This is a genomic window from Sphaerospermopsis sp. LEGE 00249, assembly GCF_014299995.1.
GTDB lineage: Bacteria > Cyanobacteriota > Cyanobacteriia > Cyanobacteriales > Nostocaceae > Sphaerospermopsis > Sphaerospermopsis kisseleviana.
Map to the genome: position 1 here is coordinate 1 of NZ_JACJUZ010000079.1, position 22812 is coordinate 22812.

The window sequence follows — 22812 nt, forward strand, 5'->3', positions numbered from 1 at the left end:
AGGAGTCAGGAGTCAGGAGTCAGGAGTCAGGAGTCAGGAGTCAGGAGGAGATTTGAAAATTTCTTTGCCATCTCTTGAAATCCCCAAAAATGCACACTTTTTCCGGTATACCCTTCAAAACCCTTGCACTTTTTTCCTGATTTTCCACCTGAAACCCTTGATTTATCAAGGTTTTAAGTTTATTCAGCAAACCCTAATTATGAGTAGAGTTATTTTAGTAACAGGTCCAGCACGTTCAGGAAAAAGTGAATGGGCAGAAAATTTAGCAATTCAGTCCGGGAAACAGGTTATTTATATAGCAACAGCAATGGAAAATCCCCAGGATCAAGAGTGGCAAGAACGCATTGAAAAACACAAACAACGTCGTCTACAAGATTGGGTAACTCTTTGTGTACCTGTGGAACTGGCGGACACTCTCAGTAATGCCAAATCTGATACCTGTATTTTGATTGATTCTTTGGGAACTTGGGTAGCTAATTTTTTGGAAGAGGATGATTTAAGCTGGGAAAAAACCTTAGCAGAATTGTTAAAAGTAGTACGTTTAATTGATGCTGATTTGCTGTTTGTTGCTGAAGAAACTGGTTGGGGTGTAGTTCCAGCTTATCCTATAGGTCGAAAATTTCGCGATCGCTTAGGTAGTTTAGTCCGTCAGTTAGGTGGAATATGTGAATCGGTTTACTTAGTAACTGGTGGTCATGTTCTTAATCTCAGTGTTCTTGGTTTTCCCTTACCACCAAGCAAATCTTAATGCAAAATTAAGGATTAATGGACTCAGATTCCCTCATTTAAATCTACAATTAATGATATGGCAAACACACAAAACGTAAAAAAATACCTTGCTTACTGGTTTCAATTAGGGAAGAAAGTGATAGTCGGTCATAGTAATCAAAGTTTCTTGCCTAACCCAGTGCTAAAGGGCGATAACTATAGTCCAGAGTTTGAAGAGTGTTGGCAACAAATTCTTGCCTTAGAAACCCGTGATTGTTATTTAGAAGATACTCAAGAAAACATAGCCGAACTGCTAACCCCAACTTGGGAAGTCCTGCCTTGTGGGCGCTGCGCGATGCCAGTACCTGTTAAAACTATGGGAATGCCATCAATATTGTGTCCTTGTTATTATTTGCCTACTTGGCCTAATAATGAACTACCACCGCCAAGATGTCCAGTTAATACTCAACAACAATTGATAGAAATTCGCGATCGCTTGCTGGAAAATGTGGCTTCATCAATTTAACAATTTGTTCACAAAATAAGTTGTTAAATTATTTTTTGAAATTATTTTTGATTTTCACTCATAATTGCAGAGATCCCGACTTCTTTAAAAAGTCCGGGATCTTTTTGTTTACTTGCTTTCTTCCAAAATCAAAATCGAATCCGCACTGCATCCAAACTCTTCTGGTGTATATTGCATATACAGGACAAAGAAATGTTTCCATCGTCACAGAAAGAACTAAGTAGGGTTTGCTGAATAAACCTAAAACCCAGATATATCAAAGGTTACACGCTGATAAAGAGGAAAAAAGTGCAAGGGTTTTGAAGGGTATACCTGAAAAAGTGTGCATTTTTTGGAATTTCGAGAGATAGCAAAGAAATTTTCAAATCTCCTCCTGACTCCTATGCCCTCACGGAAAGACTTTCTCAGCAACCCCTACTTACGAAAATTCTACTGATTTCCATTTATCGTCTGTGTATGATGAATGGTTAGCAAAACAGCCAACCTCAAATTTTGTATCTGATCAGTTAAGAATTTTATCGCCTAGTGATGGAAATTTATTTCTGATCTATCCTAGTGCAGAAACGCAAAAAAATTAGCATTTCAACTTACAATAAATTCTCATCAGCCTGTAGAGTCGTAGCTGAATAGGCAAAGGTTATCTTCACCATCAAACACAAAATCAAATAATGAGATATTTTGGCATTTACGCCCTGGTAATTATAGACTGTAAGCTAGAATTAGTAAGCTTTATAGCTAAATAAATTTTCAAGTTATGGTAGGAGAGAAAAACCCTATAAGACCAGGTTTTTCTGTAATTAAACCCACTGTTTCTCATGTTTATTATCATTAAACAATTTTGCCAAAAAATAAAATCTTTCTTCCGGAATGTGTCTAAAAAAAAGTGATGTTATAAATTAGGACTGAAGTTTTTATCCAAGGTATCGAACAATGACAAACGCACTAGAAAACAAATCTGCTAAAAAGGCAAAACAGTCTTTTATTCGTGTTGATATTGGCGTTCCTAAAGTGCCAGTCCGTAAAAACAACACCAAAAAGCAGCAACGTGAATTACTTAGTGACTGGGAACACGCCAGTTAATACGATTTTGGATTTTGGATTTTGGATTTTAGATTGTTTAAGGCTTGCTAGATAAGCTTTTCGTCTGTCGCCATCATTTTTTCACATGGTATAATTTGCAAAATACAGGTGACAGCAAAGAAATTAACTTAACAACAAGACAGTACAGGCTGAAAAATTGTTAAATTAAGTTAACAGTGAAGACTGTACAATGTGCTTGAGTTTAGGTTAACAATGAAAGTAGCGATCACGGGAGCAACTGGTTTTGTCGGTAGTCGTCTAGTTAAACGGCTGCAAGAAGAAGGTAATAGAGTATTGGTGTTAAGTCGAAATACCAATTCTGCCCACAAGGTTTTTCCCTCTCAGGCTTTCCCAAATGTAGAAATTAGGGCTTATACACCAGGTGTATCAGGCGCTTGGCAAGATGCTGTTGCTGGTTGTGATGGTGTGGTAAATTTGGCGGGAGAACCTATCGCTGAGGAACGTTGGACACCAGAACGTAAGCAAGCTATTCTCAACAGCCGCAAACTCGGTACACAAAAAGTTGTGGAAGCTATAGCTACGGCTAACCCTAAACCATCGGTATTGGTAAACGCTTCAGCTATAGGCTACTATGGAACTAGCGAAACCGCCAGTTTTGAAGAAAATAGTCCTTCAGGTCAAGATTTTTTAGCTCAAGTTTGTCAAGAGTGGGAAGCGGAAGCGCAGAAGGCAACAAATGCCGGTGTGCGCTTGGTAATTTTGCGCTTTGGCATTGTTTTAGGTCATGGCGGCGCTTTGGGTAAAATGATTACTCCCTTCAAACTTTTTGCAGGTGGTCCCATTGGTAGCGGTCGTCAGTGGTTTTCGTGGATTCACATAGACGATATTGTGAACTTAATTATCCAAGCTTTAACCCAGCCCAAAATGCAAGGTGTATACAATGCCACTGCTCCCAATCCTGTGCGGATGAGCGAGTTAAGTAATACAATGGGACAGGTGATGAATCGCCCTTCTTGGTTGCCTGTTCCTGGTTTTGCTTTGGACGCATTATTGGGAGATGGGGCAATTGTAGTTTTAGAGGGGCAAAAGGTTTTACCTCAACGCACTCAAGCAACGGGTTTTAATTATCAATATCCTAATTTGCAATCTGCATTAAAGGAAATTTTGCAATAATTGGTGATGGGTGATGAGTAATGGGTAATTGGTAATTGGGAAACTTCCTTCTATTACCTATTCCCCATTTCCAGCCCCAACAGATATAATCAATATCTCAAACATGATATAAACAATAAACAAGAACATCTCTGGTAGGTAAATTAAAGGCTGGTGAATCAATTGAGGATCTTGCTTTTGATTATAAGTGCGATCGCCTGAAAATTGAAGAAGCTATTCGCTGTGAATTACCTGTTGTTGCATGACCACACCTAAGTCAATTACCTTTTTTATTGATAGATGTTTAGGTACAGGAACTGTACCCGAAAAACTTCGCAATGCAGGTATTTTAGTAGAAATTCACGACGAACATTTTGGTCAAGGAACTCAAGATGTAGACTGGCTACCAGAGATAGGTAAAAAAGGTTGGGTTGTTTTAACTAAAGATGATAGAATCAGTAGAAACAAGTTAGAAAGAATTGCTGTTGCTCGCGCTCAAATAAAAATGTTTATTTTGATTTCCCAAGGTTTAAAAGGCGAAGAAATGGCAGAAATTTTTATTAAAGCAATTGACAAAATGGAAAAGTTTGTTCTCAAGCATCCTGCTCCATTTATTGCAAAAGTTTCTCGTGAAGGTAAAATTAATCCTTGGAAAACAGTCAGATGTTATTACAAGAAATAGAGCAGTTTTTATCCTAACTAATTTTTCCCAAATTTCTTAGCAACCCAACTACTAATACCACTAATTAACGCCCCTCCCATTAAAAGACCAATAGCTGGGTTAAATAAGGGTTGCCAAAGTTTATGCCATAAATCTAAACCTAAGTTGATGCCTGAAGCATCGCCAACAACAGCGACAGCAAACCAACCAAATCCTAAAATTACTAGGAAAAAATCAGCGACTAATATTGTATTTACCCAATTTAATATTTTATCTTTCATCATTGAATAGGGAACAGGGAACAGGTGACTGGGGACTGGGGACTGGTGACTGGGGACTGGGGATAGTAAGAGATTTACCAATTACCAATTACCAATTACCAATCACCAATTACCAATTACCAATCACCAATGATTCTTCAAACAGCCATGTTTTGACTTTAGCCAAACTTTGCCAATCGAGTTTTCTAGTTAAACCGTCTTCAATGCTGTTTTTTACTTCTTCTTCCCATTCTTGATTGACAAAAATCAATTGTTTTGCTATGTCGATATGTTCTCGTAAACCTTTCTGACCGGTTTCTAACATGGCTACAGCCAGATTAATTCGACCTTGTGGATCTTGGGGATTAATTTTTACGGCTTTGCTGGCAGCTTTATAGGCTAACTGTGCTTTACCTTCTAGAAGATATAACCAAGATAAGCAAATCCAAGCTGAACTAGCTCTAGGAGAGCGATCGCATACTTCTTTAAATACAGGAATAAGATTTGCGGCTGATTCACCGTCTTTGTAGCGTTGTAAACCTGTATCAAATAATTCTTCAACTGTAATAGTCATTTGTTATTTGTCGTTAGTCATTAGTTATTTGTCATTGGGCATTGGGCATGGGGCATTGGTTATGGGGCATTGGTTTATTAATCTTTCCCAATGCCCAGTCACCAATCACCAGTCACCAGCCCCCTATTATACCCCAAAGGATTTACCGCAACCGCAGGTTTGAGAAGCGTTGGGGTTGGTGAACTGAAAACCACCACCAATCATGGCATCACTGTAATCCAGCATCAAACCATAGAGATATAATAAACTCTTGCGATCGCAAACAATTTTAAAGCCGTCATAATCAAAAACTTCATCCTGGGGAGTGATCTTGCTGATATCTTCAAAATCCATCATGTAAGACATCCCAGAACAACCACCTTGACGAACTCCAACCCGTAAACATAAATCTTGACCTTGTTTAGCTTGGAGAGATTTTACTTGGCGCAATGCTGCTTCACTTAGCATAATGCCGCGTTCTTGAGTTTGGATTGCTTGTGTCATCTGCTGTTTACACTCCTTAATTAGTCTAAATATTAACTGGTATATGCCGTTGATAGCCTGGATGCTGATTTTTTGATTTTTGTTCTATTTTAGCGGCATTGGTGAGGTGAAAACGTTAAATTCTCAATACTTTGTCAACAGCAGCCAAGGAATTTTATTCTAAAATTGAGAGGTTTGGTGTATTTAGAGATGGGGTATTTTCTGAGTTTCAGCCACAAGCAGTCTGAGCAGCAACCACTCTTCAGGTACAGTAGGGTTATTAACAGAAAACTTGAGCCGAATTTTAGCCATTCCCCACATTTGACTTCCAAATAGCTTTTTTTGATTCACTTAATCTATGACAAGTTTTAATCGCTCTACCAGTCGTCGGTTGAAGAAATTAATCCAAATTCCTTCTATATGGGAGGGCGATCGCCGTCCGTTGTCATCACCAGTGTCATCCAGAGATTCCCAAGAGTCCCAAGGGGAATGTATCCTTTGGGTGGATGGCTCTCAAGGTATTGTTAGAGGTATGGATATGGTATCTCCCGACCTTGGACCAGAAGCAATAGTTCGCACCTTAATGCGAGCAATGGAGCATCCCCACAGTCCTGCTAAACCAGCTAGACCTCAAAGAATTGTGGTCAAAGACAGGGAAATTCAATTTTACCTGCGGGGAGTTTTGCAAGATTTGGATATTGCTATTGACTATGCACCAGAATTACCTTTAATTGATGAACTATTTCGCTCTTTTGCGGATATAGTTGATAGTCAAATTCCTAATTTACCTCCAAAATATGCAAAAATTCTGAATGAAAAGGCTTTTGCAGTTTGGGAAGCAGCACCTTGGGATTTTCTGGAAGAACAGCAAATCTTGTCTATAGAAATAAATAAATGGGATGTGGGGACACTCTATGTCTCAGTCATGGGAATGCTGGGGATGGAGTATGGTGTTTTGTTATATCGTTCAGAAGAATCTCTCAAGCGGTTCCGTGCAGATATTTTAGAGGATGAAGAATCAGAGCAAGGTTTAGAAGCAGCTTTCTTAAAGCAAGATTGCTTATTTCTCACCTTTGATCAAGTGGATGAAGATGAAGATGAAGATGAAGATTTAGCGGATTTACCCCTATCGGAGATTGAACCTACTTTTGGTAATATTCACCCCTTAGAAGGATTACGCTCGATTTTATATGAGGAAGAAGCACTTGTAGTATTTGTGGCACTAGAAAGTTTGATCCGCTTTATCCGTGATTATCGTCATCAGTTATACGAAGAAGACTTCCCCCCCATCAACCGACGTTATCGCATTTCTCTACCCCATCCCGATGAAACAACTAAATCCGTGTCTGTCACTGTCTCGACTATGCCAGAATTAGCAGCAGAGTTAGAGGAAATGGCAGGGTTTGATTTTTCAGATGAAGATGAGTGGGATGAGGATACCGAGATCCGCACATTGCGGGATGATTTGATCCCAGAAGATTCATTTTTGAGTTTAGGAGTGATTTCTTGGGAGATGTTGAATTCTCTACGTCAGGAAGTGAATTATCATGCAGGACAGGAAATTCAACCTGTCGGTGATGGTTTACCCGTGATTTTAATTCAAACTTCCCGCCCCAAAGCTAAAACGGTGATTGAAAATATTCAAGCTGCTGGAGGATTGAAAGCTATATGCTTTAATCCAGGTGCTAATCCCTTAGACGGTGAACGATATGATTTAGGTTTGTTACAAACAGAGAATGGGGATCTGTTCCTGTTTGGGGAATTTCCAGAGGATGATCCCACTCACGTTGAAGCCAAGAAAAAATGGAATCAGCGGTGTCAGCAAACTAATGGATATTGCGGTTTGATCATTGCTAAGGGATTGACAGGTGCTGCTCGTGGTAATCCAGGGTTAAAAGATATGATGGCTTTGTTTGAAGCGCGATCGCTCTCTACTCAAGATTTAGGTATTGGTACTCTCCAACTTATGCCCCAACTAGAATTTGAATAATTTTCTGTGTAGTTACCACAGATAGTCATCAAATCCACACTGAGTTCAATTATTTTGGTTTGATCTGTGGTTTTCTACAATGAAGTCCTATAGTAATTGCTGCATAATTTGTTGTTAAAAAGATCAACTTGGTTCGTTTAGTTTATCTATCTTGACGGCGAATTTTTAGTTATATTTTATGATCTTCGTGTTTATTTGAGCAAATCTCTGATAGTATCATTTTTTCCTTTGACTTTTGGATTCTTTTTGACAACCGTTAACACATAGCAAGTTGCATGATAATGACTAATAAAAAATGGGCTGTTAAACGCATAACCGTCAACCTAGCAACTCAGGAAGCGGAAAAATTAGAAAAATATTGTCAACAGACTGGTAGACCCGCTACTGATGTGATTCGTGAGTTGATTAGAAGTTTACCTCTTTCTGAAGATAGTAAGAGTAATGCTTAATGAGGCATTGGGCATTGGGCATTGGGCATGGGTAAAAATCTTTTCCTCCCCTGCCTCCCCTGCCTCTCACAGGGGTAGGTTTTTAATATTATCTGTTGAGGCAGGACTAGGAAGACAAGGAGGGAAAGTAGACAAGGAAGATTTTCTCCGCACAATAGTCTTTTTGTTACCAAGATAATATGATTTTGTACGGTTTTCCTCCCCTGCCTCCCCTGCCTCCCCTGCTCCCTCTGCTTTCTTCCCAGTCCCCAGTCACCCATCCCCAGTCTCCATTACCCATTACCTATTCTGACACCAACCCAGTTACAATTTGTAAAGAAACTTATAGCGCAGCTTGGCGTAAGTAATAGAGGAACTTGGGAATGCGTGTTGCAATTGTAGGAGCAGGATTAGCTGGGTTGGCTACTGCCGTAGATTTAGCCGATGCGGGTTGTGAGGTACAAATCTTTGAATCTCGTCCCTTTGTCGGTGGGAAAGTTGGCAGTTGGGTGGATGGTGATGGCAACCACATAGAAATGGGATTGCACGTATTTTTTGGCTGCTACTACAATCTGTTTGAGTTGATGGAAAAGGTGGGAGCAGGGAACAATTTACGCCTGAAAGAACATACCCACACTTTCATCAATAAAGGAGGACGCACTGGGGCTTTAGATTTTCGTTTTATCACCGGTGCGCCTTTTAATGGCTTAAAGGCATTTTTCACTACTTCCCAACTTTCAGCACTGGATAAACTGCAAAATGCGATCGCTCTGGGAACTAGCCCCATTGTCCGGGGTTTGGTAGACTTTGAAGGGGCAATGAGAAATATCCGCGATTTAGACAAAATCAGTTTTTCTGACTGGTTCTATAGTCACGGAGGCAGTAAAGGCAGCATCAAACGGATGTGGAATCCTATCGCTTATGCTTTGGGCTTTATTGATTGTGATCATATTTCTGCCCGTTGTATGTTGACAATCTTCCAGTTTTTTGCAGTCAGAACCGAAGCGTCTATTTTGCGAATGCTGGAAGGTTCACCCCACGAATATTTACATAAACCAATTATTGAATATTTAGAAGCCAGAGGTACAAAAATCTATACCCGTAGACAGGTGCGGGAAATTCAATTCACTGAGTCTAATGTTCTTGGGGAAGCAGAAACCAAAGTAACAGGTATAGTAGTTGCCCAAGGTGACAAAGAAGAAGTAATCACAGCTGATGCTTATGTTTGTGCTTGTGATGTACCGGGGATTCAGCGAGTTTTACCCCAAGCATGGCGAAAATGGTCAGAATTTGATAACATTTATAAACTTGAAGCTGTTCCAGTCGCTACAGTACAGTTAAGGTTTGATGGTTGGGTGACAGAACTACAAGATGCAGAAAAACGGAAACAGTTAAATCATGCTGCGGGGTTGGATAATTTGTTATATACAGCAGATGCTGATTTTTCTTGTTTTGCGGATTTGGCTTTAACTAGTCCCGCAGATTATTATCGTCCTGGGGAGGGTTCATTGTTGCAGCTAGTATTGACACCGGGAGATCCGTTTATTAAAGAAAGCAACGAGGCGATCGCCCAGCACGTTTTAAAACAAGTCTATGAATTATTCCCCTCATCCAGAGAATTAAACATGACTTGGTATAGTGTGGTGAAACTAGCTCAATCTTTATACAGAGAAGCACCAGGAATGGATGTTTACAGACCGGATCAAAAAACACCAATTCCTAACTTTTTCTTAGCAGGAAGTTACACCCAACAGGATTATATTGATTCTATGGAAGGTGCAACAATTTCTGGAAGACGTGCAGCAAAAGTCATTCTAGAAAGTGTGAAGAATTAGGTATTGGGGACTGGGGACACTTCGACAAGCTCAGTGCATCGCTGGGGACTGGGGACTGGGTAAAGGTTCTTCTGAATTACCAATCACCAATTATCAATTATCAATTATCAATTATCAAACAAATCTAATGGCTGACTGGTTAGAACATAGCGTACAGGTAGAAGTAGAAGCTCCCATAGAATTAGTATGGGGGTTGTGGTCTGATTTAGAACAAATGCCGAACTGGATGAAATGGATTGATTCGGTGAAAATTTCCCCTGATGATCCAGAGATTTCTTTATGGAAATTGAGTACAGGGGGTTTAGAATTTACCTGGAAATCTCGGATTCTTAAAACAATTTCTCATCAAATTATTCAATGGGAATCTGTGGATGGTTTACCCAATCAAGGGGCAATTCGTTTTTATGATCGCCATGCAGGTGGTAGTATTGTGAAAATGACTATTTCCTATGCTATTCCTGGTTTTTTGGGTAAGTTGATGGATAATTTGTTTTTGGGAAAAGCTGTAGAGTCAACAATTCAAGCGGATTTGGAGAGGTTTAGAGAATACGCTTTGAATGCGAAGGGTGATGGGTAGAGATGGGGAAAATTGGCAGTAATCAGCCTTTATAATTGGCTAATTACTGTCTTGAAAATTGATAATTTAGTATCAAAAAATACAAGAAAGCTGCTTATATGTCTCAATTAAACCTATTTGATTTACCAGAAAAACAGAAAATATCAAACACTAATTTGGAAGCTAATCAAGCTAGTAAAAATTTATGTACTAATCTATTTACCAATCAATACTCTATTCATAGATGGTACAATTTTATCGCTGGGTTTTCTCCTGAATTTGTGAAATTTTGCATAAAAGCTGCACACATCAATAGTGAAGATGTTGTCATTGATCCTTTTTCTGGATTAGGTACTACACTGGTTGAAGCTAATTTGCAAAATGTTTCTTCAATAGGATTTGAAGCTCATCCTTTTTTCTATGACATATCACAAGCCAAAATATTTCCTATATTAGATACAGAAAATATCAAGTATTTAGAGAACCTATTATTATCAATTAAACCTTATACTGGCAATTTCCAAGAAATATGGACTGAAGACGCTTTAAAATTTTTAACTAAGCTGATTGCAGAAGATAATTTAACTTTATTAGCAAGTTGTCTAGAAATAGAAAATCAGCTTGATCAGGAAAATAAATCATTATTTCGGTTAATAGTTTCCAAGGTTCTTGAACAAACTTCTTTAGCACAAACTGATGGTATTTATAAAGCACCGACTACTTTAAAAAAATCCATCTCTTTTGATGATTCTGTTTCTAGAATATGTAAACAAATATATGAAGATGTTGAATATTTACAAGCTCAAAATACTTTCAGTTTTCAAGCTAAATTAAATTTTTGCAGTTCAGAAAATATGCAATCTGTGGACAATGAAAGTTGTTCACTTTGTATAACTTCTCCACCTTATTTAAATAACTTTGATTTTGCAGAAATGACCAGGATGGAATTATATTTCTGGCGTTATGCGGGTTCTTGGAGAGAAATTACAGAAAAAGTTCGTCGTCGTTTAATTGTGAATACAACAACAGCACCTACAGATTTAAAAAGGAATCAAGATTTTTTCTCTTCTACATTATCAACAAGATTCAAGTTAAAATATTTAGATTCTATCATAGCAGAATTATTTAATGAAAGAAAAATCAGACCAGGTAAAAAAGATTATTATTTATTGATATATCCATATTTTGCCCAAATGCAAAATGTAATTAGAGAATTACAGAGAATACTGCGATCTAGTAGTAATTTACATTTGATTGTTTCCGATGCTGCACTATATGGCGTTTATATTCCCACTCATGAAATCTTGAGTCAATTAATGATAGATAACGGTTTTCAAATTATCAATGTAGAGAATATGAGAAAACGGGGTGAACGCTGGTTGCTAAAAAAAAGGACAGGTGCAAATAAATTAGGAGAGTATCATATTCATGCAAAAAGAATTTAACTCAGATTTAGATATTGATAATACTAACGATCTTGATGAAAGTAGTAGTACACTATATGCTATTGCTATGGATTTCATAAAAAGTTATATAGATGTTTATTTAAAATTAGTAAATGAAACTAAGGGTTTTGCTGTAGTTGAAGCTAATAATGCCCAAGATTATGAACAGAAATTAATAATTTTAACTGGAATTAATAGCAATCTTGACCCGCTAACTTCAACGGCAAATGATGTAGTTCAAGAATGGCAAAGACGACAAGCAATAATTTTTGATGTAGAAGCATCCATAACTAAAGGTGTTTATATACAAATGCGAGAGGTAGCGCAAAATTTAATTGATGAATTACGTATATCTACAAATAATTTTCAAGTTTTTGAAGCTGATTATATTAATAAAAATCCGAGAATGTTACCAATTTTTCAGAGGTTGATTAATGTCAGAAGTAAATCTGAATTGAAGAAAAGAGTTGGTAATGTTTCTGATAATTCTATATCAAAGCCAGCAGCTAAGAGATTAGCTGATATTCTCAACAGTAACACAACTAATAAAAATATAGATGATCAGGAAATTTTACAAGGTTTGGAAACAACATTAGAAGGAATTGTGCGTGATTTAGTCGGTAGAGTATTACTAGAAAGTATAGTAGCTACAGCACTTGATGAAGCTAATGTTCCTTACAAACGAGAAAAGGAATACAAGTATTTAGAAGGAGTTATTTATAATTTCCGATCTGATTTTGTTGTACCTGATGAAAATGAACCTAAAGCATTTATAGAAGTAAGAAAGTCATCCTCTAGACACGCTTCTTTATATGCTAAGGATAAAATGTTTTCAGCTATCAACTGGAAAGGAAAAAATAAAGATATTCTGGCTATATTGATTGTAGATGGAGAATGGACGGCTGAAACTTTGCGAATTATGGCTAATGTTTTTGATTATGTTGTTCCTATCAAAGCTGTTTCTTCGGTAGCAAATTCTATTGCTGAGTATTTACAAGGAGATAAATCAAAGTTGAAATGGGTGATTGATTTTTCTATTAAACCAGCAAATGAGGAAGTTATGCTTGAAGATGAATAAAAATTATTTTTCAAGTAGAGACACAGCATCACCATGTCTCTATTACTTCCTGACAACTAAAAAAAACAATCAAAAAACAATCAAAAAACAATCAAAAAAATAATAACTTACCAAGTTGGATCACTAAAAAGATGAATGGTTAATTCCTCTTTATTTGGAGGAACAGGAGTAATACAAGCACGGATGATTTCCCCATCGTCTAACTCAACAGTGCAAGCGTGACAAGTTCCCATTAAACAACCAGTAGGAATTGATACTCCTGCCCTCTCTGCTACATCTAATAAAGGTTCTCCAACTTCAGCTTCGACGGTAACATTATCTGGTAGAAAATGGATCTTCATAGTCATTGGTTGTGGATAATTAATGTCAGAAAAAAGGTAGATATTCAGATTTTTGCTGATAGCTGAATACTGATAGCTGACTGCTTACAAAAAAGGCGTTAAATCTAAATGGGTTTCTACTTCGGTAGCTAAAGAATCTAAAATCTGTTCTCGTTGATCTCGATAATTAGCAACACCTGTGGGTAAAGATTTTAAACCTCTTTGTTGACGTAAACGATTTAACCATGCACGTCTCCAAGGACCATTATCAAAAATTCCATGTAAATAAGTCCCCCAAACAGATTGACAATTATCAACTAAGCCTAAATTAACATCGTCAAATAAAGGTTGACATACGGTTTTATCTGTTGGTTGTTCTACACGCGATCGCCCTTGATGAATTTCAAACCCATTCACAGGTAAACCCATCTGAGGATAATTAGAAGTCACCTGACGTTGACGGGCTATTTTCTGTCCTGTGATCACAGTTTTCATCGGTAATAAATTTAACCCTGCATATCTGCCGGCTTGCCCTTCTAATCCTTCTGGGTCAGCTACCATTTGTCCTAACATTTGGAAACCGCCACAGATGCCTAAAACCGTTCCCCCAGAAGCAGCATAATTTTGAATTGCTTCCGCCATACCACTTTTTTGCAATAGCATTAAGTCGGCAATTGTTGTCTTTGTCCCTGGAATAATTACTGCATCAGGGTGTCCTAACTCTTGCTTAGGACTAAGGTATTTTACTGAAACTGTTGCTTCTGATTCCAATGGATCAAAGTCGGTAAAATTGGCAATTCTGGGTAAGCGGATAACAGCAATATTTAATTCAGCTTGACTTTTATAAGATTTTCTCTCTAACAAGTCCAGTGAGTCTTCTGCTGGAAATACTTGTTCTAGATAAGGTATGACACCGACCACGGGAATACCAGTCCGTTCTTCTAACCATTTAAGTCCTGGTTCAAGGATGGAAAGCTGTCCTCGGAATTTATTAATTACTACCCCTTTCACCAATTCGCGTTCATCAGGTTCTAATAACTCTAATGTTCCTACTACATGAGCAAAAGCTCCTCCCCGGTCAATATCAACTACTAACAGAGTCGGTGCATTTAAATATTTTGCCACCCTCATGTTAGTTAAATCTCGATGCTTGAGGTTAATTTCTGCTGGACTTCCCGCACCTTCACAAACGAGTAAATCAAATTCTGTCTCTAGCTGTTTTAGCGATTCCTGAATTGTGCGCCAACCGAGTTCAAAATATTGCTCGTAATAATCCTTAGCACTAACTTTACCTACCGCTTTACCTTTAAGAATGACTTGAGAAGTCATATCCCCTTGGGGTTTGAGTAAAATGGGGTTCATTTCCACTAGAGGCGTTACCCCCGCAGACCAAGCTTGCACTGCTTGAGCATAACCTATTTCTCCACCATTGGCGGTGACATAAGCATTTAAAGCCATATTTTGACCTTTAAAGGGTGCTACTCGCCAGCCTCGCCGTGAGAGAATGCGGCAAATAGCTGTAGTTATCAGTGATTTCCCTGCGTGGGATGTTGTTCCCACTACCATAATTGATTTCATAGGGTAACTTGTTTGTTTTTTGAGTGTCGCTGTAATTTTTGAGTTAAAGGTTTTTCAATAATGGACAATTGACAGTGAACAATTGACAATTACCTCTCTCTGGAAAGGAGAGGATTGAAAAAGCGGAATTTTTGGCTTTTTTGCCCCTTGAAAGGGGAGGTTTTAAACCGTATGGCTAACGCCACGCTACGCTATCGGCTGACGCTCAATGCGGAAGCCTTGAATGAAACAATTGTCAATTATCAATTGTCAATTATCAATTGATAATTTGCTAATCTACTCATTAAATTGGAAAAAAGCAGATTAAAAAACTAGGTTAGAGCTTATTGTTCCCTTAACCTAGTTTTCACTTTGACTTGCTTATCTAAAGATGTCAATTTTTTCCGCTAAAAAGGTAGTCGAAACCAACGAGTAATAGCATCATTTAAGCGATCGCCCCATGATGGACCAGGCAAGTCTGTATCCCAGAATTTTTCTACCAACTGATAACCCAGGGGTGTGAGGCGAAAACCGTCGGTTATTCCCTGGCCATCGACTTCTCTGCGTAGTATCCCCACTTCGATTAACCAACCTAAAGCGTTATCACAGGCTAATTCTGATAAAGGGCGTTTGGTATAACCTTGCTTAAAGCCATTTTCTGTAGCGATCGCACCCAAGGCAATACTTTGGCTTTGCATAGCTTTCCATAAACTCAGATGGAAAGGTGAACAGATCAGCGATCGCTCGGCTCTTAGGAGTGTTTTCTGACTATATACAAAGGGTTTGGAGTTTGGAGAATTTATTGTAGTCATAGGGCATAGGGCATAGGGCATAGGGCATAGGGTGATGGGGAGGCCTGACAGGGGTAGGTTTTTAATATTATCTGTTGAGGCAGGACTAGGAAGACAAGGAGGGAAAGTAGACAAGGAAGATTTTCTCCGCACAATAGTCTTTTTGTTACCAAGATAATATGATTTTGTACGGTTTTCCTCCCTTGTCCACTGTCCTTCCTTGTCCCCCAAGTCTTGCCCTCACGACAATGTAAAATACCTACCCCTGTGAGGATGGGGAAGTGGGGAAAGTGAATAACCCAATCACCAGTCACCAATCACCATTCACCATTCCCTAACAATTGTAAATTATTGTAAAATTTCCACAGCATCAATATTCTGAAACAGGAAAGGTGAATTATGGCACTAGCAGTTGGTACAGATGCACCTGCATTTACCACCAAAGATACAAACGGCAATACAATATCATTATCTGATTTTGCGGGTAAAACCGTGGTTCTGTATTTTTACCCCAAAGATGACACTCCAGGTTGTACCAAACAAGCTTGTAGTTTCCGGGATGCCCAACCTGAATATCAAGGTAAAGATGTTGTAGTTTTGGGAGTAAGTGCTGATGATGAAGCCTCCCATCAAGCATTCACCGCTAAATATAATCTCAATTTCCCCTTATTGGCTGATACTGATCAAGCCTTGATTAAAGCTTACGATGTTGATGGTGGTGGTTATGCCAAGCGTGTTACCTATGTCATCGATCCTAACGGGAAAATTATTCATGTTGATGGTGCTGTTAACACAACTACCCATGCTAGTGATGTTTTAAATGCACTTGGTTTGTAATAACTAGGGTTTGCAACTAGGGTTTGCTGAAAAAGTCTTTCCGTGAGGGCATAGGAGTCAGGAGTCAGGAGTCAGGAGTCAGGAGTCAGGAGGAGATTTGAAAATTTCTTTGCCATCTCTTGAAATCCCAAAAAATGCACACTTTTTCCGGTATACCCTTCAAAACCCTTGCACTAATTTCTGTGTTTATCAGCCTCTAACCTTTGATATATCAAGGTTTTAGGTTTATTCAGCAAGCCCTAACTAGGGTTTGCTGAAAAAGTCTCTTCGTGAAGGCAGGGAATAGGGAATAGGCAAGAGTTTGGGTGATCTGTTAGTAACCAATTCTTTGAAATTTCACCCGGAAAATGCACGCTTTTAGGAGTATACCCCTGAAAAATCCTGCACTGATTTCCTGATTTTCCACCTGAAACCCTTGATTTATCAAGGTTTTGAGTTTATTCAGCAAGCCCTAACTAATAATTTTCCATAACCTCAACTTCAAACCCAACCAGGATGAGAAGTTGAGGTTTTGACTGTTCCAGGACTTACGCAAAACAGAACAAAAGTAGGGGTAATTCATGAATTACCCCTACGCAAGAATCAGCTTTTATTCCAATCTTGTGTAACTGCTATTTTCATTGATCTGAAGCAGGTAAATTGATCAACGGTGCTGCATTTTCACCGGATGTAGTTGGTGAAGTTGTAGTTGGTGAATTTGGGTTTGGTTGTTGCTGACTTTGCAGAAGTTTTTGTTGTCTGGCTTTAAACGCTGCTGCTGCGTCATTTAGCTGTTGATTTTGTTGTTCAGAATTCCAGTTGAGAGTGCCGAAATTTGCCTGATGAATCAGGTTAAACATATTGAAATCTGAACCATTGCCGAAGATTGAATTGCTATTTTTATCAGTCTCCAAAGTAGCAAAAGGTTGATTTGGATTAGCTAAACTCGGTGGTGCTACTAAAACAGATGCAAAGCTAATTCCTGCGAAAGTGGCAACTAAGATTTTTGGAACTGGTAAAAATGGTTTGTTCATGAGATTTCCCCTCACATTTTGCCTCCTTTAATCATGCTTCTATACTAAGCCAGTGTCTTGCGTAGTTGGGGTTGAATGCTGAGTAAAGCCACTACAGCAAATCCTAGTAATACTAACAATGCTCCCCCAAAGGTGACATCACCCCAGAAAGCGTGCATGACAACATCACTTAATCCCCAATTACTGTTTAGATATAAGTAGCGTATGGGTTCAATTGCATAGCTGAGGGGGTTGAGGGTAGCGATCGCCTGTAACCATCCTGGCATAAAGGATAATGGTGCTAAAGCTGTGCTGGCAAATAATAAAGGTAGGTTAGTCACAAAAATTACTGCAATTAATTCAATGTGTCCTGGTAAAGCAAAGGCTAAACCGAGGGAAATGGCGGTGACACCTAAAGCTAGTAGAAATACTATGAGAGCGATCGCCCCTAGCCCGGATGCATCCGGTAAACCTGCACCTAAAAATGCCGCTGCACCAACAATTACAGCCGCTTGCAGTAAACTTTGGCTAATGATAAAGATAGCAGAAGCAAAGACAATTGAGAAACGAGAAGCTAAAGGTGCTACCAGTAGACGGTTTAAGAAGCCAAATTCCCTGTCAAACATCACAGGTAAACCGGCATTTAACGCCCCAGCAAAAGCGGTAAAGACAATTACACCAGCCGCTAAAAATTGTCCGTAATTTGTCGTACTACCAAATAAACCCTGGGGCGCATTTTGGAATAATGCACCAAACAACACCAACCACATCACTGGTTGAATAATCCCTGCTGCTAGAGTAGAAGGACGACGTTGTAATTGAATAAATAGACGACGAGTTAAAGCTAGGGTTTCTTGGACTATTTCCCCCAAAAAGTTGGGTGTATTTTTGGCAACTACGGTCTGTGAGTTGAGTTGCTGGAAATTGATATCTGTCTTCATAGGGATTTTCAGATTAGATATACAGTAGATATACAGGGTGTAAACTTAAAAAGTCCGAATTATAAACATTTTTGCACTTGGGAATTAGCCCATAATCACAATAATATTTATAATTCTTAATATTACATTATATCAAAATATGATGTAAAATAATGTTGACATTGTTGACATTAATAAAGATTTAGCTATAGATATCCATTGACTGGGAGCATCCCAAATGTGTAAATTTATTTTTATCTAGGGAAATAAAATGCTCCAAGACTTGATATGATTGAACCGCAAAGGACGCAAAGGACACAAAGGTAAGAGATTGTGAGAAATTGTGAGAGATTGTGAGAGATTGTGAGAGATTTTTTAGTGTTGTTGCGTTTATTTTGTCAAAATTGGGATGCTCTCCATTTACTCAACTTGATTACGCTTTAAAAGAAGAAGATTATGAAAATTAATTACATTAATACCCGCAAAATTCCCATCTTGTTTCATAATAGATAGCAGTACAAAAACAGAATAATTTAAACGTAAGAATTTAGGAACAGAAATCAATTAATTCTTACCTACATTGTTTATTTTGGATTCTGATTGATTACCGTCCAACCAATATCAATAAAGTGGTAAACTGCAAATGAATGAAACTCAACTTTCTCTACATACTCAATTAACACAAATGATTAGCGGTTATTGGGTAGCTCAAGCTATCTCCACTGCTGCTAAATTAGGCATTGCTGATATTTTGCAACAAGGTAAACAATCCTGTCAAGAATTAGCTGAAAGTACAGATAGTGATCCTAGTGCTTTATATCGTCTCATGAGGACTTTAGCAAGTATCGGTATTTTTCAAGAAACAGATAATCAAAACTTTATCCTCACTCCTTTAGCTAAACATTTATGTAGTGATCATCCGCAATCAGTCAAAGCAACTGCTATTATGCTAGGAGATGCACCCCATTATCAACCTTGGGGGAAAATGTTTTATAGTGTGAAAACCGGAAAACCAGCATTTGATCATCATTTTGGGATGGGTGTATTTGAATATTTTAAATCCCATCCTCAAGATGCGGAAATTTTTGAGGAAAGCATGAATTGTTTTTCTTTAGTTGAGGAAAAAGCTATTCTCGATGTTTATGATTTTTCCCCCTTTAAAACCTTGGTAGATGTAGGTGGAGGATATGGAGAAATGTTAGGTAATTTTTTACAACAATATCCCCATCTTCAAGGTATTCTCTTTGATGAAGAATATGTAATTTCACATTGTCAACCAACATTAGAAAAACATGATATAGTTAGTCGTTGTCAAACTGTTAGCGGTAGTTTTTTTGAAGCAGTTCCATCAGGAGGAGATGCTTACCTTTTAAAACATATTGTTCACGACTGGGATGATGAAAGAGCAATTAAAATTCTGCAAAATTGTCGAAATGCTATGGATGAGCATAGTAAAATATTGGTTTTAGAAATGATTATTGAACCTGGTAATATTCCGGGTGCTGCAAAAATGTTAGATTTGAATATGTTGGTGATGTGTCCTGGTGGTAAAGAAAGAACAGCAGCAGAGTTTCACGAATTATTTACGAAAGCTGGTTTAAAATTAACTCAGATTATTCGCACTGCTGATGATATTTGTATCATTGAAGGTTGTAAATAAACTCTCAGTTTTTTTTTATGATAGCATCCCAATGAAAGAAAAAAAGTAAGCATTTATTAGGTAGGACAAGTTTTGGAATATGCAGTTAAAGCAGGTTTACCGTTAAATTGTCAAAATGTCAGAATTCAGGAGTCAGTAGGGGCAAACCCCCCGTGGTTGCCCGTACTTGAATTTTGTATTTTAAATTCTCAATTATGACAAAATATCTCACTATTAATTAATTAATTAATTATTCAATTTTTAACAATTTTCATGTATTTACACCACATCTGCAAAAACATATTTTTTCCTTAGCGTCTTTGCTGCTTTGTGTCTACCCTGCGGGATCTCCTGACGGAGATTGCGCGAAACCTTAATCAAGATTTGGTTCATTCTAATTTTTCCCTCTTCCGTACACCTTCTGTATTCTTTCTTCTGCCGCTTGCTTTGTTGTGCCTCCTGCGTTTTTGCGGACTTTTTCTGTGTTCTTTTACAGAAAATCCGTGGGCTATAAATGTTGTGTTTCTACCTTGTAAATCAGTTGTAGAAACATATCTGTCATCTAAATCAGAAACAGGTTGATAATTACCCCATCCTAGAAATTCATATTGCTGTTGTCGTGCTTCTTCCCAAGAATTGGCTTCAAATTTTTTTATCAATTGAGAATTATCATCTAGCAAAACACGGGCGCTTTCATTATGTGATGGAAAGAAATCATAGCTACCATCTTCATTTTGCCATAATTCATAAGTTGTTAATTTTAAAGAACTTGTCATATACATTAGACATCTCCAGAAAAGAAATTATGGAACTTATTTATGGGGGCAGGGTGAAGCATTTGGGATATCTATATCTCTGATTTTTCCGTTAAATTATCGCCCAAATGCTTCGCCCCTACAACATATTACAAATTAATACATTCTATTGTGGAGATGTCTATTGCTTCTGTCTTTGTTAGTGGAGTTTCCTGCGCCCAAGGACATGACTTTTCTAGTCCACCCCCTTGCGCCTGTATTCTACCCCTATGAGCAGGTTTTTTCTTTCCCATTCTCTCTAAATTTTACAGTCAGAATCAATATATCTGAATATCTAGATAGGGTTTGCTGAATAAACCTAAAACCTTGATATATCAAAGGTTAGAGGCTGATAAACACAGAAATTAGTGCAAGGGTTTTGAAGGGTATACCGGAAAAAGTGTGCATTTTTTGGGATTTCAAGAGATGGCAAAGAAATTTTCAAATCTCCTCCTGACTCCTGACTCCTATGCCCTCATAGAAAGACTTTCTCAGCAACCCCTAGATATTTATTTGAGTTAATCCTCATCTCATCCTTTAGCACAACTCCCGACAACGCTAAAATAGTACCCTAAAGCAAAATCATCAACATGATAATATGACCACAGCTACACCAGTAAAAACAGAATACGAAGCAATTATTGGTTTAGAAACCCATTGTCAACTTTCTACAAACACCAAAATCTTCTCTAGCAGTTCCACCGCTTTTGGTGCAGATCCTAATACCAATATTGACCCGGTGTGTATGGGTTTACCAGGAGTTTTACCTGTACTTAATGCCAAAGTTCTAGAATATGCAGTTAAAGCAGGTTTAGCGTTAAATTGTCAAATCGCTAAATATAGTAAATTTGACCGTAAACAGTATTTTTATCCTGATTTACCGAAAAATTATCAAATTTCTCAATATGACTTACCCATAGCTGAACATGGTTGGTTAGAAATAGAAATGGTAGACGAAGCGGGAAACCCCACCCGTAAACGCATCGGTATTACTCGTCTGCACATGGAAGAAGATGCAGGAAAACTTGTACACGCAGGAAGCGATCGCCTAGCAGGTTCTAGTTATTCTCTGGTAGACTATAACCGCGCTGGTGTCCCTTTGGTGGAAATTGTTTCTGAACCAGACCTGAGAACAGGCCAAGAAGCTGCGGAATATGCCCAAGAACTACGCCGGATTATGCGTTATCTTGGTGTCAGTGATGGCAATATGCAAGAAGGATCTTTGCGTTGTGATGTGAATATTTCCGTCCGTCCTGTAGGACAAGAAAAGTTTGGTACGAAGGTGGAAATTAAAAATATGAACTCCTTTAGTGCCATTCAAAAAGCGATAGATTATGAAATTGAGCGTCAAATAGCCGCTATTGAAGCAGGGGAAAGAATAATTCAAGAAACCCGACTTTGGGAAGAAGGTTCACAACGTACTAGCAGTATGCGCGTTAAGGAAGGTTCTAGCGATTATCGTTATTTTCCTGAACCTGATTTAGCACCTATTGAAGTTTCTGATGCACAATTAGAAACTTGGAAAAGCGAATTACCAGAATTACCCGCACAAAAACGCCATCGTTATGAAAATGAGTTAGGACTTTCTGCCTATGATACGCGAGTTTTAACAGAAGATAGTTCTGTAGCTGGATATTTTGAAAGTGCTATAAACGCTGGTGCAAATCCCAAAGCTGCTGCAAACTGGATCACCCAAGATATCGCTGCTTACTTAAATAAACAAAAACTCACCATTTCCGAAATTAAGCTGAAACCTGAAAGTCTGGCAGATGTAATTACCAGAATAGAGAATGGTAAGATTAGCAACGCTCAAGCCAAGGAAAAATTAGTAGATTTACTGAATGGACTAGAACCAGAAAAAGCCTTTGTAGGTCAAGAATTGATTAGTGATCCGGCTGTTTTAGGAGAAATTATAGATGAAATCATTGCGGCAAATCCGCAACAAGTAGAACAATACCGGGGAGGAAAGACCAACCTTAAAGGTTTCTTTGTGGGACAAGTGCTGAAAAAGACCAACAAACGCGCTGAACCCAAACTAACTAACGAGTTAGTCGAAAAGAAACTGAACGGAAATTAGTAGTAGTCAGGAGTCAGGAGTCAGGAGTCAGGAGTCAGGAGTCAGGAGTCAGGAGTCAGGAGTCAGGAGTCAGGAGATCAAGGAGTCAGGAGTCAGGAGTCAGGAGTCAGGAGTCAGGAGTCAGGAGTCAGGAGTCAGGATAATAAGAATAAATTTCTTCCCTGTTCCC

Annotated in this window: 24 protein-coding genes; 15 read left to right on the forward strand and 9 right to left on the reverse strand. The window is 38.3% G+C overall.

The window, feature by feature from the left end:
• The first annotated feature begins 199 nt into the window (after window positions 1-199).
• The 5 genes from cobU to H5968_RS20995 all read left to right on the forward strand — a co-directional run bounded on the left by cobU (window position 200) and on the right by H5968_RS20995 (window position 4109).
• A complete protein-coding gene (gene cobU, locus H5968_RS20975) occupies window positions 200-748 on the forward strand; it encodes a bifunctional adenosylcobinamide kinase/adenosylcobinamide-phosphate guanylyltransferase (protein WP_187041504.1) in 549 nt (182 codons plus the stop codon).
• Window positions 749-805: 57 nt separating this feature from the next.
• Window positions 806-1234, forward strand: coding sequence for a hypothetical protein (locus tag H5968_RS20980; RefSeq protein WP_187041505.1), 429 nt, complete (start codon window positions 806-808; stop codon window positions 1232-1234).
• 930 nt (window positions 1235-2164) lie between these two features.
• The gene (locus H5968_RS20985) at window positions 2165-2314 is read left to right on the forward strand and encodes a hypothetical protein (protein WP_187041506.1); all 150 of its coding nucleotides are present in this window, start codon (window positions 2165-2167) and stop codon (window positions 2312-2314) included.
• Between the two features lie 213 nt (window positions 2315-2527).
• The gene (locus H5968_RS20990; RefSeq protein WP_187041507.1) at window positions 2528-3448 is read left to right on the forward strand and encodes a TIGR01777 family oxidoreductase; all 921 of its coding nucleotides are present in this window, start codon (window positions 2528-2530) and stop codon (window positions 3446-3448) included.
• Between the two features lie 241 nt (window positions 3449-3689).
• Entirely contained in the window at window positions 3690-4109 is a 420-nt protein-coding gene (locus tag H5968_RS20995; protein WP_187041508.1) for a hypothetical protein, read from the forward strand.
• A 17-nt stretch (window positions 4110-4126) separates the two neighbouring features.
• On the opposite strand, the gene H5968_RS21000 is transcribed toward H5968_RS20995, so the two are convergent.
• The 3 genes from H5968_RS21000 to H5968_RS21010 form a co-directional block, all read right to left on the reverse strand.
• Window positions 4127-4369, reverse strand: a complete 243-nt coding sequence (locus tag H5968_RS21000) for a hypothetical protein (protein ID WP_096567011.1) — start codon at window positions 4367-4369, stop codon at window positions 4127-4129.
• Between the two features lie 109 nt (window positions 4370-4478).
• Entirely contained in the window at window positions 4479-4922 is a 444-nt protein-coding gene (locus H5968_RS21005; protein ID WP_187041509.1) for a M48 family metallopeptidase, read from the reverse strand.
• A gap of 126 nt (window positions 4923-5048) precedes the next feature.
• Window positions 5049-5405 carry an iron-sulfur cluster assembly accessory protein gene (locus tag H5968_RS21010; protein WP_187041510.1) on the reverse strand — a complete coding sequence of 119 codons (357 nt, stop codon included), beginning with the start codon at window positions 5403-5405 and terminating at the stop codon, window positions 5049-5051.
• Window positions 5406-5742: 337 nt separating this feature from the next.
• On the opposite strand from H5968_RS21010, the gene H5968_RS21015 reads away from it, so the two are divergent.
• From H5968_RS21015 to H5968_RS25260, 7 genes are all read left to right on the forward strand, one after another.
• Entirely contained in the window at window positions 5743-7374 is a 1632-nt protein-coding gene (locus H5968_RS21015) for a hypothetical protein (protein ID WP_187041511.1), read from the forward strand.
• A gap of 275 nt (window positions 7375-7649) precedes the next feature.
• Window positions 7650-7823, forward strand: coding sequence for a CopG family transcriptional regulator (locus H5968_RS21020; RefSeq protein ID WP_096567003.1), 174 nt, complete (start codon window positions 7650-7652; stop codon window positions 7821-7823).
• 179 nt (window positions 7824-8002) lie between these two features.
• Window positions 8003-8170, forward strand: coding sequence for a hypothetical protein (locus H5968_RS21025; RefSeq protein ID WP_187041512.1), 168 nt, complete (start codon window positions 8003-8005; stop codon window positions 8168-8170).
• A 15-nt stretch (window positions 8171-8185) separates the two neighbouring features.
• Entirely contained in the window at window positions 8186-9637 is a 1452-nt protein-coding gene (gene zds, locus H5968_RS21030; protein WP_187041513.1) for a 9,9'-di-cis-zeta-carotene desaturase, read from the forward strand.
• Window positions 9638-9764: 127 nt separating this feature from the next.
• Entirely contained in the window at window positions 9765-10214 is a 450-nt protein-coding gene (locus tag H5968_RS21035; RefSeq protein ID WP_187041514.1) for an SRPBCC family protein, read from the forward strand.
• A 98-nt stretch (window positions 10215-10312) separates the two neighbouring features.
• Window positions 10313-11638, forward strand: a complete 1326-nt coding sequence (locus tag H5968_RS25255) for a DNA methyltransferase (protein ID WP_222620758.1) — start codon at window positions 10313-10315, stop codon at window positions 11636-11638.
• The gene (locus tag H5968_RS25260; RefSeq protein ID WP_222620759.1) at window positions 11622-12716 is read left to right on the forward strand and encodes a hypothetical protein; all 1095 of its coding nucleotides are present in this window, start codon (window positions 11622-11624) and stop codon (window positions 12714-12716) included. The genes H5968_RS25255 and H5968_RS25260 overlap by 17 nt, the downstream gene beginning before the upstream one ends.
• Before the next feature lie 107 nt (window positions 12717-12823).
• Here H5968_RS25260 and H5968_RS21045 read toward each other — a convergent pair whose 3' ends face one another.
• From H5968_RS21045 to H5968_RS21055, 3 genes are all read right to left on the reverse strand, one after another.
• A complete protein-coding gene (locus H5968_RS21045) occupies window positions 12824-13063 on the reverse strand; it encodes a 2Fe-2S iron-sulfur cluster-binding protein (RefSeq protein ID WP_096566993.1) in 240 nt (79 codons plus the stop codon).
• A 78-nt stretch (window positions 13064-13141) separates the two neighbouring features.
• Window positions 13142-14614 carry a cobyric acid synthase CobQ gene (cobQ, locus tag H5968_RS21050; RefSeq protein ID WP_187041515.1) on the reverse strand — a complete coding sequence of 491 codons (1473 nt, stop codon included), beginning with the start codon at window positions 14612-14614 and terminating at the stop codon, window positions 13142-13144.
• Between the two features lie 386 nt (window positions 14615-15000).
• Window positions 15001-15405: an Npun_F0494 family protein gene (locus H5968_RS21055; protein ID WP_187041516.1), complete on the reverse strand. Its 405-nt coding sequence runs from the start codon at window positions 15403-15405 to the stop codon at window positions 15001-15003.
• 378 nt (window positions 15406-15783) lie between these two features.
• Here H5968_RS21055 and H5968_RS21060 point away from each other — a divergent pair, with 378 nt between their 5' ends.
• The gene (locus H5968_RS21060) at window positions 15784-16221 is read left to right on the forward strand and encodes a peroxiredoxin (protein ID WP_096566987.1); all 438 of its coding nucleotides are present in this window, start codon (window positions 15784-15786) and stop codon (window positions 16219-16221) included.
• 617 nt (window positions 16222-16838) lie between these two features.
• On the opposite strand, the gene H5968_RS21065 is transcribed toward H5968_RS21060, so the two are convergent.
• The gene (locus H5968_RS21065) at window positions 16839-17234 is read right to left on the reverse strand and encodes a hypothetical protein (protein ID WP_187041517.1); all 396 of its coding nucleotides are present in this window, start codon (window positions 17232-17234) and stop codon (window positions 16839-16841) included.
• Between the two features lie 44 nt (window positions 17235-17278).
• The gene (locus H5968_RS21070; protein ID WP_137668791.1) at window positions 17279-18154 is read right to left on the reverse strand and encodes an ABC transporter permease; all 876 of its coding nucleotides are present in this window, start codon (window positions 18152-18154) and stop codon (window positions 17279-17281) included.
• A gap of 622 nt (window positions 18155-18776) precedes the next feature.
• Between H5968_RS21070 and H5968_RS21075 the strand changes: the two genes are divergently transcribed.
• Window positions 18777-19793, forward strand: a complete 1017-nt coding sequence (locus tag H5968_RS21075; RefSeq protein ID WP_187041518.1) for a methyltransferase — start codon at window positions 18777-18779, stop codon at window positions 19791-19793.
• 368 nt (window positions 19794-20161) lie between these two features.
• Here H5968_RS21075 and H5968_RS21080 read toward each other — a convergent pair whose 3' ends face one another.
• The gene (locus H5968_RS21080) at window positions 20162-20548 is read right to left on the reverse strand and encodes a hypothetical protein (RefSeq protein ID WP_187041519.1); all 387 of its coding nucleotides are present in this window, start codon (window positions 20546-20548) and stop codon (window positions 20162-20164) included.
• Between the two features lie 616 nt (window positions 20549-21164).
• Between H5968_RS21080 and gatB the strand changes: the two genes are divergently transcribed.
• Window positions 21165-22643 (forward strand): Asp-tRNA(Asn)/Glu-tRNA(Gln) amidotransferase subunit GatB, encoded by a 1479-nt coding sequence (gene gatB / locus H5968_RS21085; RefSeq protein ID WP_187041520.1) that lies wholly within the window; start codon window positions 21165-21167, stop codon window positions 22641-22643.
• Window positions 22644-22812: the final 169 nt, after the last annotated feature.